The following is a 14,714-nucleotide window of genomic DNA, read 5'->3' as shown; positions in this document are numbered from 1 at the left end:
AGAAACCAGACAATGTACTCAGAAAAAACCGTTCTTACTGGCATCAAACCAACTGGCACACCACATCTAGGCAATATGGTTGGTGCAGTGAAGCCTGTCATTGAATTATCTAGTCAGGCAAAACGTGCTTATGTGTTTATTGCTGACTTACATGCGCTAAATGCTGTACGTGATAGTAAAGCCATTAATCGGAACACTTATGAGATTGCGGCGACATTTCTGGCACTAGGACTTGATACCACTAAGGCGGCATTATTCCGCCAGTCTGATATCCCTGAGGTCTATGCACTATCTACACTATTGATGAATGTCACAGGCAAAGGCCTGATGAATCGTTCTCATGCTTACAAAGCTGTGGTCGATCGTAACACTGAGAAGGGTGATGATCCAGATGCTGGGGTTAATATGGGGCTATTCACTTATCCGACGCTCATGGCAGCTGATATTCTGCTTTATAACGCAGACGTTGTTCCGGTCGGGCAAGATCAGAAACAACATGTAGAGTTTGCACGCGACATATCTGGTAGTTTTAACCACATCTATAACAAACAGATATTATCGATGCCAGAACCTGTCATTCAGGAAACTGCTAATGCGATCCCGGGTCTTGATGGTCGTAAGATGAGTAAGAGTTACGATAATTACATTCCCATTTTTGCTGAACCAGGGCAATTAAAGAAATCCGTGATGCGCATCGTCACAGATTCGAAATTACCAAATGAGCCTAAAGACCCAGACACATCTACGATATTCCAGCTTTATCAGAATTTTGCTACAGCTGATCAGATCGCATTCATGCGTAGTAGCTTTGTAAAAGGTAAGATGGGTTATGGTGATGCCAAGAATCTACTTCTAGAAGCTATCACCGTATATCTTGAAAAGCCTCGTGAGACTTATGAGACATTGTTGGCCCAGCCAGAAAAACTGGATGAGATACTTGCTCAAGGCGCTGCAATGGCACGTATATCAGCGAAACGTACCTTAGAGAAAGTCACTAAGGCTATGCTTGGCCGTTCGCCAAGCTACTAACGAGTTACCTAAAACCAATAAAGACTAATAATAACTAAGAGATCAACAGTTATTGGTCTTTAACTTTTAGTAATCCACTCGCATCTCTTACTTCCATGATGCGTGGAAGATTGGTTTCGATCCAATCAACCATTGTGCTGACATGTTCATTTCACTTTAATAATTCTGTCTCGAACATATCAATTAGTTCTTTTAAAGAAATATTCAATCCTTCTGCAAGCTTTACTTGAGTTGCAAGTGAAGGGCCTCGTTGCCCCAACTCCAACATTGAAATAAACGTTCGCTCAAGTCCAGCATCCAATCCCAAGACTTCTTGTGATTTTCCTTGAGACTTCCGAAGATCTCTTAATACTTTCCCAAAAGTAATAGCTATAAATTCATCTGTGAACATGCCCAAAGCATGTTTTATATACATCTCTACGTCTTCATACAGTTGTATGAATTTAATATTCATACTATTGTATTCACATTATCTGAATCAACGATTGGGATTTTTTTAAAATCCGTATCCTATAAGTTGAGAATGCTCACCAATTACCATTTTTCACAACATTGTGGATTTCAAACTTTTCCTTAATCGCTTTCATTTCATCACTTGATTCTAATTTCTTACAAATATCACAGGTTTCATCTTTAGCAAGTCTGAAAATGAAAACCTGCACATGTTCTTTGTTAACTAAATTCTCATTACTTACCCATAACCAAGCGTTTTTTTGTGGCGCATCTGCAAAGTTTATTGACACGCTTGCTTCTGTAGGGGAGGGGGATTCGTAATTATTTGATTGAATCAAATTTTCTCTTAGTGCAAATTTCTTTACCAAATCGACCACTTCATATCGTGTTTGATGAGTAGTATAAACTTCCAGGCTATATAAGGGCGGCCGCCTTTCGGAGGTACAACTTGTAATTATAGGTACCAGAATTACAAATATTAGAAATCTAATCATCATCGTATACCTAATGTTGTCTTAATGAATTAATCGTCCAAATGTAATACTGATCAATTAAATAATCTTTAGCTGCGTTATATTTAAGATCAATATAAGTTGCTGCAGGCCAAACCCCACCAAAATAAATCCCACCCACGAACTCATTAAATCGAGGAGCAAATCCAGTTCCTGTTCCAGTAACATTGATACTTACATTACCATATACGTCCGATGAAGTATCGCCTATAACTCGTCCGGTAAACATATGGCCAGGTAAAGTTGAATTCATCCAAGTTGTCCCATCAAATCCGTGATTAATTGGATTATTACCTGCTAAAAGCATATAACCTTGTGGTGGATCCAGATCTAAAAAGGGTACCGAATAATAATTTGAGGTTCGGCTTACTACCGAGGCATCACATCCATTACAAACATTGTAGCTATAACTGTACTGATGGGGTCCTGGAGGATCTATCATGCTCCACGCACTTCTTGTTCCACTCTTTACTGAACTCCAAACATCACTTAATCCAGCTACTTGATATGACTCACCAGAGAATCCATTTCTAAATGCGATCCCCGCCAATCCAGTGGAGTCCCCTCTATTAATTGAATTATTGCTTGCATATGCATAGAGATTCATATCATCTTCAATGCCTATAGGATCTGTTTGCAAGAAGCGGCCCAACTCATAGGAATACATTCTTGCTTTGTAATAGTAAATACCCATGCCGTCTAGATTTTGCTGGCCGGTATACCTAAATCGACCGCCCGATGTACCACCTGGCATGCCTTCGGCACTATATGTATAGGTGGCTATAGCTGTCCCTGAGGAGTTTGCCAATGCAACGATACTGCCTTGGTTATTGGCGTAATACCAATTCTTGTTAGATGTACCAGTACCATCGTAACTTACTACGGGTTCATCTACAGCGCTTCCATGAACATAGCGTTTCAGGAGTGCTCCAGCATTATCATATTCAGCGACCAAACGAGTGCCGTCATAAAGAAGTTGAGTCTCTGTTCCATTGATGATTGTTTTAATCAAACGACTTTCTGAATCATAACTGAGCGTAGCCGCACCTACTGATTGTCCTGTCAGGCGGCTATCTTCATCATAGCTCAGTGTGTTGGCATTTTCGGATGTTAAGTTACCGTTTTCATCATACCCATAAGATAGGTTAGCGGCGTTCTGTGTTTGCTCTGTATATTGATTTAGTCCATTGGCAATATATGTACTTGTTACCGGACTGGAGGAGTGTATATACAAGCTATTACTAGTGTAGTTACTCTTGATTTCCTGTAATTGGTTATAGGCATAGCTGAATTTTACGTCTTCTGCCGTACCAGATAGATTATGTTCGAGGCTTGCTAATCCGCCCTGCGTATCATATAGGTAACCCGTACTTGTACTATTTCCAAGAGTGGTAGTAGTGCGGCGAGAAAGATCATCGTAAGCATAATTGACTAAGTTTACGGAGCCGTTCTCTTTGATTATCAAAGGACGATTCAACGCATCAAAACTAGTCGTCGTATAGTAGCTGTCCGGCCAAGTCGTTCTGATACGGTTACTGGCTGCATCATAGAGATAACTAATAGCATGACCGCGAGTAGTTGTATCTTTCAAGCGTCCTACATTGTCCCAAGTATTCACAATGGAATCGGTAGCACTTGTATATTTGCTAAGTGTTTTAAGGCCACGCAGGTCGTAACTGAAGGCTAGGCTATCAGCAGGGTTCGAATAATTACGTTCAACCAGACGATTAAGATTATCCCAGTTTTGCGTAATGGAGGTGCCTTTGCGAGTCCTAAAGCTAGTTATATTATTATTTGCATCATAATCCGCCTGAGTGTAATCAGTGGAGGATGAAACATTAGGCGAAGTTGGATCTGGATAATTGGTTTGAGCTAGTCTATCGAATCCATCATACGTATAGGTAATGAGATTGTTTTTAGCATCTTTAATCGTGGCTCTTAATCCGTTTAATGTATAGGTATAAGCGGCGTAAGTCTGCTCAAGTGGAGTACCCACTCCTTGCATTGTGCTTTGTACAGTGTCGTCAAGATTGTAATTGATCTGGCTCACACGATTGCCACCTTCACTGACAGGAAGATTTTGCGTAACAGTGGCAGCTCGATCTAATAAATCGTATGTATAGTCAGTAACGGTAACAGGAGGCGCTGGATAAGAGCATGTAGTTGCTAAGGCGGTTTGTGCGGCTCCCCATGTCTTTAGTGGCTTACCGCTAGCTGAATACGTAGTACAACTAACGTGCCATGCTGTACCAATCTGTTTAGCCTGGATTGTTAGACGACCATCGGCATCGTAAGTTAATTTTGTGAGCTTCCCTAGACCATCAGTAATCTGTGTCGGTTGCCGTGCTACATCATAAGTAGTAGTTACGGTGTCTGTCACATCAGCTCTTGGCCCATCCAAGATGGTCAAATTACCTACCGCATCATAGGTGAAAGTATTAGTAATATTAAGTTTGCCACTTCCTGAGTCTTGCACCGTACTCAGAGGTACAAACTTCAAAGCAGCGGTATTGTAATTTGTAGTATTCGTAACGGTATTACTTGCAGTAGTTTTTACCGTTTGACCTGTTTGCAGATTAAAGGGAAAAGTTGTGAAGCCTGTAGCTGTCGGTGTGAAAGTGGTATAAGCGTAGGTTGTAAGAGGTGCTACACCATTACTATCTGTAGGTGAGGTAACTGTAAGCGGACTTCCGAAAGTAGTGTATGTGTAAGTCGTTATGTTCCCTCGACCATCGGTTGCAGTCGCGACTTTATTAAAAGCACTTTCATAGGTGAAACTGTTTGAAATTGGCGCAAGGCTAGAACCAGGTTTCGGGGTTTTCACGATGGTCTTTACGTTTTGTGTACAACGCATATCTGCGTTGGCACAAGGATAATCATCATAGGTATATTCTATGGTGTTACCTTCAGGCGCCTGTTTCTTTACCAAACGTGATTGCCCGTCGTATGTGTTAAGCGTTATTCGGCCAAGTGGGTCGATCGACTTGGTAACGTTACCTAAGCTATCGAAATAACTGACTAAACTTCTGCCATTAGGTCCGACCTCTTCCGAGCGACTACCCGCAAAATAATAACTATAAAGTCCACCAACGGCATTGGTTTGCGTTTGTACACGACCCAATGTGTCATAAGTGTTGAGGGCGGCGGGAGTAAAGGGAAAGCTAGGATAGAACAACTTGGTCATTCGTCCAGCTGCATATTGATATGTCGTATCTTTGACTAAACTATCGGTAAATTTAAGAAGCGTCCCACTGTTAGCATTGCCGGTAGTTGTATCGTAAGCATATTTGACGGTACGGCTATTACCGTCAGCTATTTGAGTAATGCGATTGCTCACATAAGTGAAAGTAAGCGTCCTACCTACGCTATTTTTTACTGAAGTCAGATTCGCACCTGAATAAGTGTAAAGCACCTTTAAACCGCTAGGTGTAGTGTAGCTTGCGATCTTATTTGCACCATTGGTTGCAGTGCTTAAGTTATAAACTGATTTCTCGCGATTAACCGTCTCGTAGGTATATGCCCCAGCATTTAGAGTCAGGCGGGGTGATTTTCCTGGCGGCGGGTTATAAGTTCCATCAGGGAGTTTTACAAATAACTCACCTTTTAAACCGGTATTTACCAAAACGGTATTATCAATGAGTTGGTCGCCAAACCATTTTGCTCCCAAAGTCACCATTACCATCTTATTTAAAGGCAATGTTAGATCGGACTTTAAAATTTCATAGGCGACCTTTTGTTCGACTAAAGTTCCCACTGCATCAAGTGCAGAATCCTCTCCCATGCCTTGAAATCCATCTGAACCGACAGAGGCGCTGGAATCATAATTGTGGGTCCATCCTTTGCCGAATGGGCCGGCAATCGTATTAATCCCTGAACTATACTGACGAGTTAATGCCAGTGCTTGATCACCAACTCCGACGCTCATGTCTGTGTGCTCATACAGATAGTTCCCTCGCGCCATATCAATAGGGTCAGTATAGGTATTAATAGTATTAAAATTCGTCAATCCAAGCTGTGCAAGAAATCCTAATTCACCCCATATGCTTGGAACGTTATACACTCCAATGTATTCAGCTAGTGATGCCGGTGCAAATAGAGATGTAGATGCGCCTCCAAATATCCCCCCATGGATAATCGCTCCGACTCCCAGATGACCATCACTGTATTCAGTCAATGCAAATAAACCAAAACCAGTGAATGTGCCCTGCACGATAGAACAGCTCTTAGGTAGAATTAGTCTTCTATTGGGCGTATCAAGAAGGGTCTGGTAATAAGTTAACTGAGCTGCATTGCAGCCGGTTAGATTTGGCTTTACTGCAGCGATATAGTTTGCTGAAGTAGCGTCATACACTGGTTGGCCAAGCACAACCGCCCGATCGATAAGTTCAACTGTAGAAACTGCTGGTGAGTTTAACGCTTGATTAACAGCAGTTGATTCTAGAATGCTGCCATGTGTAGTGATACTGTAAGCAGATGCTTTCCACGATGAGTTGTCCAACGAGTTGCTAATTGAAGAAGCAGATGTTCCTGCAAAATCAACATAAGTGGTCGAATTAGCATATCCGGCTATACCCACCTGATGATGAAGAGCAATCTGGGAATTGAATATCTTGCCGGTAGTATAAATAGTCGTCGCAACTTGTGCAGAGTACAGTGCTCCCAGAGAACCTAAGCTTGACCCCATGACCGTTTCATCAGTGCTTACGACGCCTTGAGCCAACTTATCTTGAGCTGCCATCCGAAACTTTTGTACTAGGCCTCGGCCTACATAACCGACACTATTGGCTATAAAGTATGTCCCTCCCACGTTGATACTTGATTGAAAATTTTGATTCGCAAAATTTTCAACATATGCGTTATGCAGCACTGTGAAATTGATGTCTTGTTTAGTATTAGCTGCCCCAGCGATACCTGTTGTGCCCACTTGAGCACCATCAAGCTTGATGATTGGTTGTCTGGAAGCGTTGTAAGTGACTGTCAATCGTTTGCCATATATATCATCCATAAATAAAGTCTCGTCTATGCCGGGCAATTGCATGCGAATAGTGACTCTTAAATAATTAGGGAGCTCATCCCAGTAAAAGGTCGACTCGCCAAAGTTCTGATTTGGCAAAGAAGTCTGACGTAGGTGCGTATCTGATGTTGGTATAATGGTCGCACCACCAATGACATCATCCAAAGTTGCTGTAGGTTTATTTATGCGCAACCATGTTGCAAAATTGGAAGCATAGGTATTCAAATTATTACGAATATTGGTGCGGTTGATTGATTGGATATAGTTTGGCGTTTCAGTTGCGCCAATCATGGCTGAATTGGTATAGCTTGTGAAATCGAAGCCTGACAAAGACCCAATATCTATTCCTGATTTAAATTGATGTTTTTTGAACGCGGGATCAAAAACATAATCCGTTCCGTCAATGTTCACCTTTACCCACACATGATAGATGCTCGTATTACTGATGTAAGGGCTATCATTGCAAGCAGGAAAAGGGCTTATCAAAGCTGGAATCTGAGACATCCCCAGCATATTTACCGCAGCACAATTATTTAAGTTTTCTTGCGCGAATAATTCCTTCACGTCCTGTGCACTTAAGTTAATCACCCCCACTACATAGCTAGCTGTATAGCCTGATGCTCTTAATAATTGAACCATCAGGCTAGCTTGATCAGCAGCAGTCCCTTGATTATCTAGAATAGCGCCTAATGCGCCTTTCTGAATACCCCATACAGGACTAAATTCGATATTGTCATGTACATAGGCATAAATCAGATCCGGGTCGTAGCGTAACGCCCGAGCCAACTCTGTAATGGAAGACGGTGCTATTGGGCCATTATCAAAGGCGACTCTCGAAGCTGCTATCGCTGCGCTCTTTTCAGATTTAGTGCCTAAGGTACTGTTGTAGATGTTCTGAGGTAGAGTGCGAACCTTCTGCAACTCTTCATATTGTTTAAATGAGACAAGTGCTCCGGGTTTAGTAACAATAGTCCCTTGACCCTCAATGGTGACTTCTGCGTTAGCAAGATTAGGTTCATTGGCAGCAAGAGCGTTAGTCATTGCGATGCCAACACTAAATGCCACGAAACTCGTAAGAGTTCGAGTGATCGTAGGAATTGCTTTAAGATTCTTTAAGATGCTTTGATTTTTTCTCATTATGCTGTCCCTGAAATTCACCTGTTGCTAATCTTTAAAGTCGATTATCTTTTAACTTTTGTATACCCCATGTCTTAAGGCGTTACGGTATATTCTGTTCTATTACCGGTAGCGTCATAGGAGTAATTCACAATCGTTCCATTCCCGTACTGGACACTAATTAGTCGTCCTAAAGCATCGTAAGTGTTTTGTTGATTTCCTAATGGCCCAGCTAGATCCACTGTCAAATTAACAATAGCTGATGTGGAAGTAGTGTTGCCGGTGCTGCCCCCATATACGGCAGTAATTACATGATCACCAACTGCGGGGTAGCTTGTATTGAATGTTGCTATTCCACCACTGAGAGTGCCCGTGCCCAAAATGGTCGCTCCTTCTTTGAAGGTCACAGTGCCTGTCGGCGAAGTTCCCATGACTGTCGCAGTAAGGGTGACCGACTGACCAGTAGCCACGGGGTTAGGTGAAATGTTTAACGTCGTTGTGGTGCTTCCAGCCGTAATTGTGAGACTCTTTGCAGCCGACACGCTGGTGTTGTTATTCGTGTCACCTGAATAGGTTGCTGTATACGACAGAGCTCCAGCAGTAGTAAAGCTTTTGGTAAGGGTGGCAATCCCATTCATAACGGCTGCGGTACCGATAATGCTACCGGTGGAAACCTGTTTAAAGTCTACAGTTCCTGTTGGTGTGGATCCGGTCACAGTTGCCGTGAAGGTAACTGTTTGACCAATGGTCGCTGGAGTCGGGGTAACAGTAAGTACTGTAGTTGTGGTCGTTTTTGCACTGACCACCAAAGCCGTTGCCGGAGATGTAACCCCAGCGTTGGCTAAATCCCCTCCATATGATGCTGTAATGCTATGTGTACTCGCTGTGGTCAAGCTTGTATTAAGCGTCGCAACACCGTTCACCATTGCAATTGACCCTATAACCGTAGTGCCATCCTTGAAGGTTACTGTGCCAGTAGGGTTGTTACCATTTACAGTCGCTATCAGATTAATACTTTGATTAACAAACACCGGGGTTGGCATCACATTAAGTGTGATGGTGCTTAAAGATCCTGGATTAACAATCTCATCAACTGGTGTAGCAGAGCTAGATACATGAGTGGTTGAACCATAATAAAAGGCGACAATCTTGCGAGTGCCAGTAGCTGGCAGTTGAATAGTGGTCGTTGCTACACCAGATGTAATCGTTGCACTACCTAGGAAATTCGGGCCATTTACAGTAAAGGGATCATCCACGATGATGAAGTTATCGTAAAAACCAACGACACCTGTAGGCGTGGCGCCTGTTACAGTGGCTGTAGCAGTCACTGATTGATTAGCAATGACTGGATTTGGTGAAAGTGACAACACCGTCGTTGTGGCATTTTTGACTGGCAAGATAACGGCAGCTGAAGTACTGGTCGCATCATTTGTGTCCCCAGCATAAACTGCAGTCAAGCTATGAGACGCTACTGTTGTAAAGCTAGTACTTAAGGTTGCTGTCGTTGTATTGCCACTGCCGGATAAAGTGCCTGTACCCTTTGTTGTAGTTCCATCTTTGAATGTCACCGTACCAGTTGGCGTGAATCCAGTAACAGCAGCTGTCAAGATAACGGTCTGCCCCAAAACTGCTTGAGGAATATCCGTAGTAAGAACAGTGGTAGTGGGTAGCTTTGCGACCACACTGATCACTTTTGCTGGCGAAGTGCTGGCGGTATTGTTAGTGTCGCCAGAATAAACGGCAGTAATGCTGTGAGATGCCACAGTGCTGAATGTGGCAGTATAGCTAACGGTTCCTGAAACAAGGGTTTCAGTTCCAAGAGTCGTCGCTCCGTCCTTGAATGTCACCGTACCCGTTGGTGCAGCACCAAAAATAGTTGCAGTCAGAATAACGGGTTGACTCACCGCGGCTGTGCTGAGACTAGTAGTCAACACTGTCGTGCTTGTCGCGATGGTGATGTTGATTGTCTTGGCAGCAGAGGTGCTGGCGGTGTTATTGCTATCCCCAGCATAGTCTGCAGTCAGGTTGGTGTGGGTACCGACAGTCAGGAACTGGGTAGTAAATGTGGCGACTCCGGAAACCACAGTAGCTGTACCCAAAATAGCAGCGCCCTCTTTAAAGGTAACCGTTCCAGTCGGCGCGGCAGCATTGCTAATGTTTGCTGTTAGCATCACATTCGCCCCAGCTACTGCAGTTGAAGCTACTGTCAAAGTAGTCGTGGTAGGTGCAATGGTGACCTCTACTGTCTGGCCTGCAGAAGCACTTGGCGCATCAGTAGCATCTCCGCTATATTCTGCAGTGATGATATGGGAACCTATGGTATTGAAAGCAATATTTAAGGTCGCCGTAGCCGTTGCACCACTTCCAGTCAATGTGCCGGTACCTAATGTAGTACTACCATCCTTGAAAGTAACGATACCAGTAGGCGATACTCCCGTAACTGCTGCACTAAGCGTTGTGCTTACCCCCGCCGCGATGGTGGTGGGTGCTGTCAGGTTTGTGGTTGTCACTGCGCCAACATTAGCAGCGCCCGGAATATAACCGGCGACCTTGAATTCGAGTAACGGCGCCTCTTCCTGTCCGGTCTGGCGGAAGCTATAGGCATCATCAGTAAGTGTCGGTACTCCACCTTCCAAAGCAGGGCACGCTTTGGTACCGGTAACCATGACATAAAGCATAGAAGAGTTTGCTAGCGAAGAACCGTCATCGTCCAGATAGTTAACATCTGTAGTAAATTCGATCCAATTAGCATCAATTGTCGTTGCTTGTTGTGCGTCAGTGGGAACCGGTAGAGGATCGGTATACGAAGCGACACCATTGACGGGTGCGCTGGCTGGTGGACCGTTGGCGATCGTGGGGCGGGCAACATACCCTATTGCCGCGACCTCGTCATCCGCAAGACTTGCTCGGTGCTGGACTGACGTAAAGGTGCGACCTGCCCGGAAGATCACCTCATCCGACACGGATGAGTAGTAATAAGCCATCTGCACACTATTCAATCCAGTGAAGCTACTAAAACCTGCACGAGCAAAGCCATTGATACTTAGAGTCTGCTGACCGCCATGGCCGGATTCTTTCCAATAATCCACATCTAGTGCGGTAAATCGTGATCCATAGATGCAAGATTCATCGGAACCTATGGCCCCATCTTTTTTCCATACAATCTCTTCTATTGTGGCTACCGTGACATTTGTATTATTCGTGTATGAATTATTCATCACAATGTTACGGGTAGACGGTGTGGCAAAAGCCGAATACCCAGATATCGGAGAGGTGGTTCTATTTGCCGGAAAAACTGCGCAAACATTATTGCTTGTAGTCGACGGGGGAGTTATATCCGATGACCCAAAATTACCTGTCTCATTACACGCTATATAAGGAGATTTGGTGACACCCACAGTAAATCCTGTTGCTGGCAGGTCGACAAAGCCAGTTGCAAATGCAGGTACCGTGAAAATAGCCGCGCTTAATAAGCCAAGAAAGGTGATAAATTTTCTAATGCTTAAGGATGACGTAGTTTTAGTTATTTTCACGCAAATACCTCTTTAGATAAGATATGACTGTAGCGTATGGAATCCCAAAAACGACTTTGCACCTTATTCGCGCATTTGGCTTTATTTAGGACGGGCAGAAGGGAAGCCTCTCGTACTTTACAAAAAGACGATTGGCTTTTCTGAGTGCCAGATTCAAACAAAATGAAAGCGATAGAATTGCTGAATGAGCCTTGGCAAACAAGGTGGAACCAACCAAAGCCAAAATTATTCCCCATAATTTTTTCTTCTTTGTGTTATTAGTATTTTTGTTTATGTCAGCAATTACCATGCCATAAAATTACTATAGACATGGATAGGTCATTGAAGGAAAAGAATATTTTATGTGGTTGTATGCAGCCACTGTGGTTAATATAGACCAAAAGTCTGATATTAAACTATGGAAGGGTAAATCGATATTACGACGTATTGAGAGCTCGTTAGTAGTACACGCACACTGTGAGTTTCTGAAAAATCACAATGCTGGATGACCGTCATTGGCCGGTTTCCGCCATTGCTTTAGAAGTAAATTCGCCTCAAGTGGAAAGATTGAAGAAAAATAAAAGAACCTTACCTCGATTGATGAGACAGGCTGGCAGGCAGCGAGAAGTGGAATGGTGTCGCTATAGCATGTAGGTTCTGCACCGCTAATATCAGACGAGTGCTCAGGGATATGACTGTAGATCCTGAGATCGAAAGTCTAATGCATATGTTAAGGAGTTAATTATGGACAACATTCAAATTCATATTGATGGTACTGATCTGTCTTCCCGTAAGACAGCAGCTGTTGTTCGTCAAAAAATCCTGCTGGCTGTTAGTGAAGGAAAGACTATTTCTATCGATCTATCAGACGTACATTCGATCTCAGAATCATATGCCGATGAAGCGTTTGGCGTAATTGTTGCCAGCCAAGGACTTAACTGGTTGGTAAAGAATGTTCAATTTCAATCAGAAAAAGATGCGGTTATTAAATCCATTGCATCTGCCATCAATCGCAGACTTAAGAATCTAAATCTGAAGGTTAGTGAGGCTATTGCGTTAGCTTAGTTAGAATTAACTAAAAAAATAAAAGGGCAGCCAAATTAATGGATGCCCTTTTTAATTTTAACCTACGTTCCAACTTTATTCCGTACGTTCTATCTTTATTGCGTGCGCTCCAACTTTATTACCGATACACATGTGCAATACTTTTTTAAAAAAAATTATTCGACGGTTACAGACTTGGCTAAATTTCTTGGTTTATCCACATCCGTCCCTTTCAGCAAAGCTGTGTGGTAAGCCAGCAGTTGCACTGGGATCGTATGCAAAATAGGGGATAACACACCCACATGGCGAGGTGTACGAATCACATGTACACCTTCACTTTCGGTAAAATGGCTATCGAGATCAGCGAACACGAATAATTCACCCCCACGTGCACGTACCTCTTGCATGTTAGATTTAACTTTTTCAAGCAAGGCATCGTTGGGAGCAATCACCACAACCGGCATATCTTTATCGACCAAGGCTAGAGGACCATGCTTGAGTTCACCAGCGGGGTAGGCTTCTGCATGAATATAAGAGATCTCTTTTAGCTTCAATGCACCCTCTAAAGCAATTGGGTAATGCATACCACGGCCTAAAAAGAGGGCATTCTGCTTGTTTGCGAAAGCCTTTGCCCATTCACGTATTTGCGGTTCCAGATTCAACGCATGCTGAATACTGCCTGGCAAATGGCGCAACTCATCAAGATAGCTTTGCTCTTTTTCAGGAGTGAGTAAGCCCCGCTGTTTTGCCAAGGTTACGGCAAGTGTGAATAGAGCAACGAGCTGTGTTGTAAACGCTTTCGTTGAAGCAACACCGATCTCAGCACCAGCACGCGTATAAAGCACTAATTTCGAGGCTCGCGGGATAGCACTTTCTTGTACATTACAGATAGCTAAGGTCTGTTCTTGTCCTAGTGACTTTGCATGTTTAAGTGCTTCCATCGTGTCTAGAGTTTCACCAGACTGCGAGATGGTAACAATCAACTGTTTAGGATTCGGTACTGACTGGCGATATCTATACTCACTTGCGATCTCAACATTGGTTGTGATTCTAGCGATACTTTCGAGCCAATATTTGGCCGTTAACCCTGCGTAATAACTGGTACCTGCTGCCAAGATCAGTACGCTATCCACATTGTTCAGTACATCTGCCGCGTCTGCGCCAAACAGTGCGGTAGAGAAACTAGCGTCATCGATCGCAGCCTCGGTCGTATCCGTTAGAGCACGCGGCTGCTCATGGATCTCTTTTTGCATGAAATGTGCGTATGGGCCAAGCTCCATCGACGCTAATGACACATCGCTCATATGCACTTTACGTGTAACGATCGCATCGTTACGATCGAATATCGTCACACCTTCACGTCGAATCTCACCTACATCACCATCTTCAAGATAGATGACACGACGAGTGACTGAAAGCACAGCAGAAACATCAGAAGCAATAAAATTCTCACCCTCGCCAAGACCAATCAATAGAGGGCAACCTAAACGGGCGCACACCATATAATCAGGTGCTTTTAGTGAGATAACGCTGATAGCGAACGCACCCGTTAATTTAGCAACCGCGCTTTTAACAGCCGCTAATAGATCCATATCCTGTGCGGTGTAATAATGAATGAGGTGAGCGATCACTTCAGTATCAGTTTGTGACTCAAACACGTACCCTAGCGCTTTAAGATGATCACGTTGCTCATCATGGTTCTCAATGATGCCATTGTGAACAACGGCGATCTCACTGCGAGATACATGTGGATGTGCATTCGATTCCGTTACACCGCCATGTGTCGCCCAACGCGTATGCCCGATACCAACAAAGCCTGTGAGCTTCTCTGCATCTGCTTTGCTTTGCATCTCAGCGACACGACCCACTGCACGGACTCGTTTGATATCGCCATCAAGCACTGCCACACCTGCAGAATCATATCCGCGATATTCGAGCCGGCTGAGGCCTTCTATCAGCATTGGTACTACATTACGGGATGCTACTGCACCTACGATTCCACACATATTGTTCTCTTTTTTACACTAACTTTAA

The 14,714-nt window shown here is 43.6% G+C and carries 7 protein-coding genes; 2 read left to right on the top strand and 5 right to left on the bottom strand.

Annotated features, from left to right (window positions below):
* Positions 1 to 12 precede the first annotated feature (12 nt).
* The gene (gene trpS / locus A7981_RS00460; RefSeq protein WP_067262477.1) at positions 13 to 1,029 is read left to right on the top strand and encodes a tryptophan--tRNA ligase; all 1,017 of its coding nucleotides are present in this window, start codon (positions 13 to 15) and stop codon (positions 1,027 to 1,029) included.
* Positions 1,030 to 1,180: 151 nt separating this feature from the next.
* Here trpS and A7981_RS00455 read toward each other — a convergent pair whose 3' ends face one another.
* From A7981_RS00455 to A7981_RS00440, 4 genes are all read right to left on the bottom strand, one after another.
* Entirely contained in the window at positions 1,181 to 1,483 is a 303-nt protein-coding gene (locus tag A7981_RS00455) for a helix-turn-helix domain-containing protein (protein ID WP_217234045.1), read from the bottom strand.
* Positions 1,484 to 1,556: 73 nt separating this feature from the next.
* Positions 1,557 to 1,859, bottom strand: a complete 303-nt coding sequence (locus A7981_RS00450) for a hypothetical protein (RefSeq protein ID WP_131800921.1) — start codon at positions 1,857 to 1,859, stop codon at positions 1,557 to 1,559.
* Between the two features lie 127 nt (positions 1,860 to 1,986).
* Positions 1,987 to 8,145 (bottom strand): RHS repeat-associated core domain-containing protein, encoded by a 6,159-nt coding sequence (locus A7981_RS00445; RefSeq protein ID WP_067262471.1) that lies wholly within the window; start codon positions 8,143 to 8,145, stop codon positions 1,987 to 1,989.
* A gap of 74 nt (positions 8,146 to 8,219) precedes the next feature.
* Positions 8,220 to 11,657, bottom strand: coding sequence for an Ig-like domain repeat protein (locus A7981_RS00440; RefSeq protein WP_131800920.1), 3,438 nt, complete (start codon positions 11,655 to 11,657; stop codon positions 8,220 to 8,222).
* Positions 11,658 to 12,380: 723 nt separating this feature from the next.
* Between A7981_RS00440 and A7981_RS00435 the strand changes: the two genes are divergently transcribed.
* Positions 12,381 to 12,701, top strand: coding sequence for an STAS-like domain-containing protein (locus A7981_RS00435; protein ID WP_067262468.1), 321 nt, complete (start codon positions 12,381 to 12,383; stop codon positions 12,699 to 12,701).
* Positions 12,702 to 12,856: 155 nt separating this feature from the next.
* Here the strand turns inward: A7981_RS00435 and glmS are convergent, their stop codons facing one another.
* Positions 12,857 to 14,686 carry a glutamine--fructose-6-phosphate transaminase (isomerizing) gene (gene glmS, locus A7981_RS00430; protein WP_067262465.1) on the bottom strand — a complete coding sequence of 610 codons (1,830 nt, stop codon included), beginning with the start codon at positions 14,684 to 14,686 and terminating at the stop codon, positions 12,857 to 12,859.
* Positions 14,687 to 14,714: the final 28 nt, after the last annotated feature.

The organism is Methylovorus sp. MM2, assembly GCF_001648895.1.
Lineage (GTDB): Bacteria > Pseudomonadota > Gammaproteobacteria > Burkholderiales > Methylophilaceae > MM1.
Note: the sequence above shows the minus strand (reverse complement) of the source record. Positions and strands in the feature narration are given on the sequence as shown.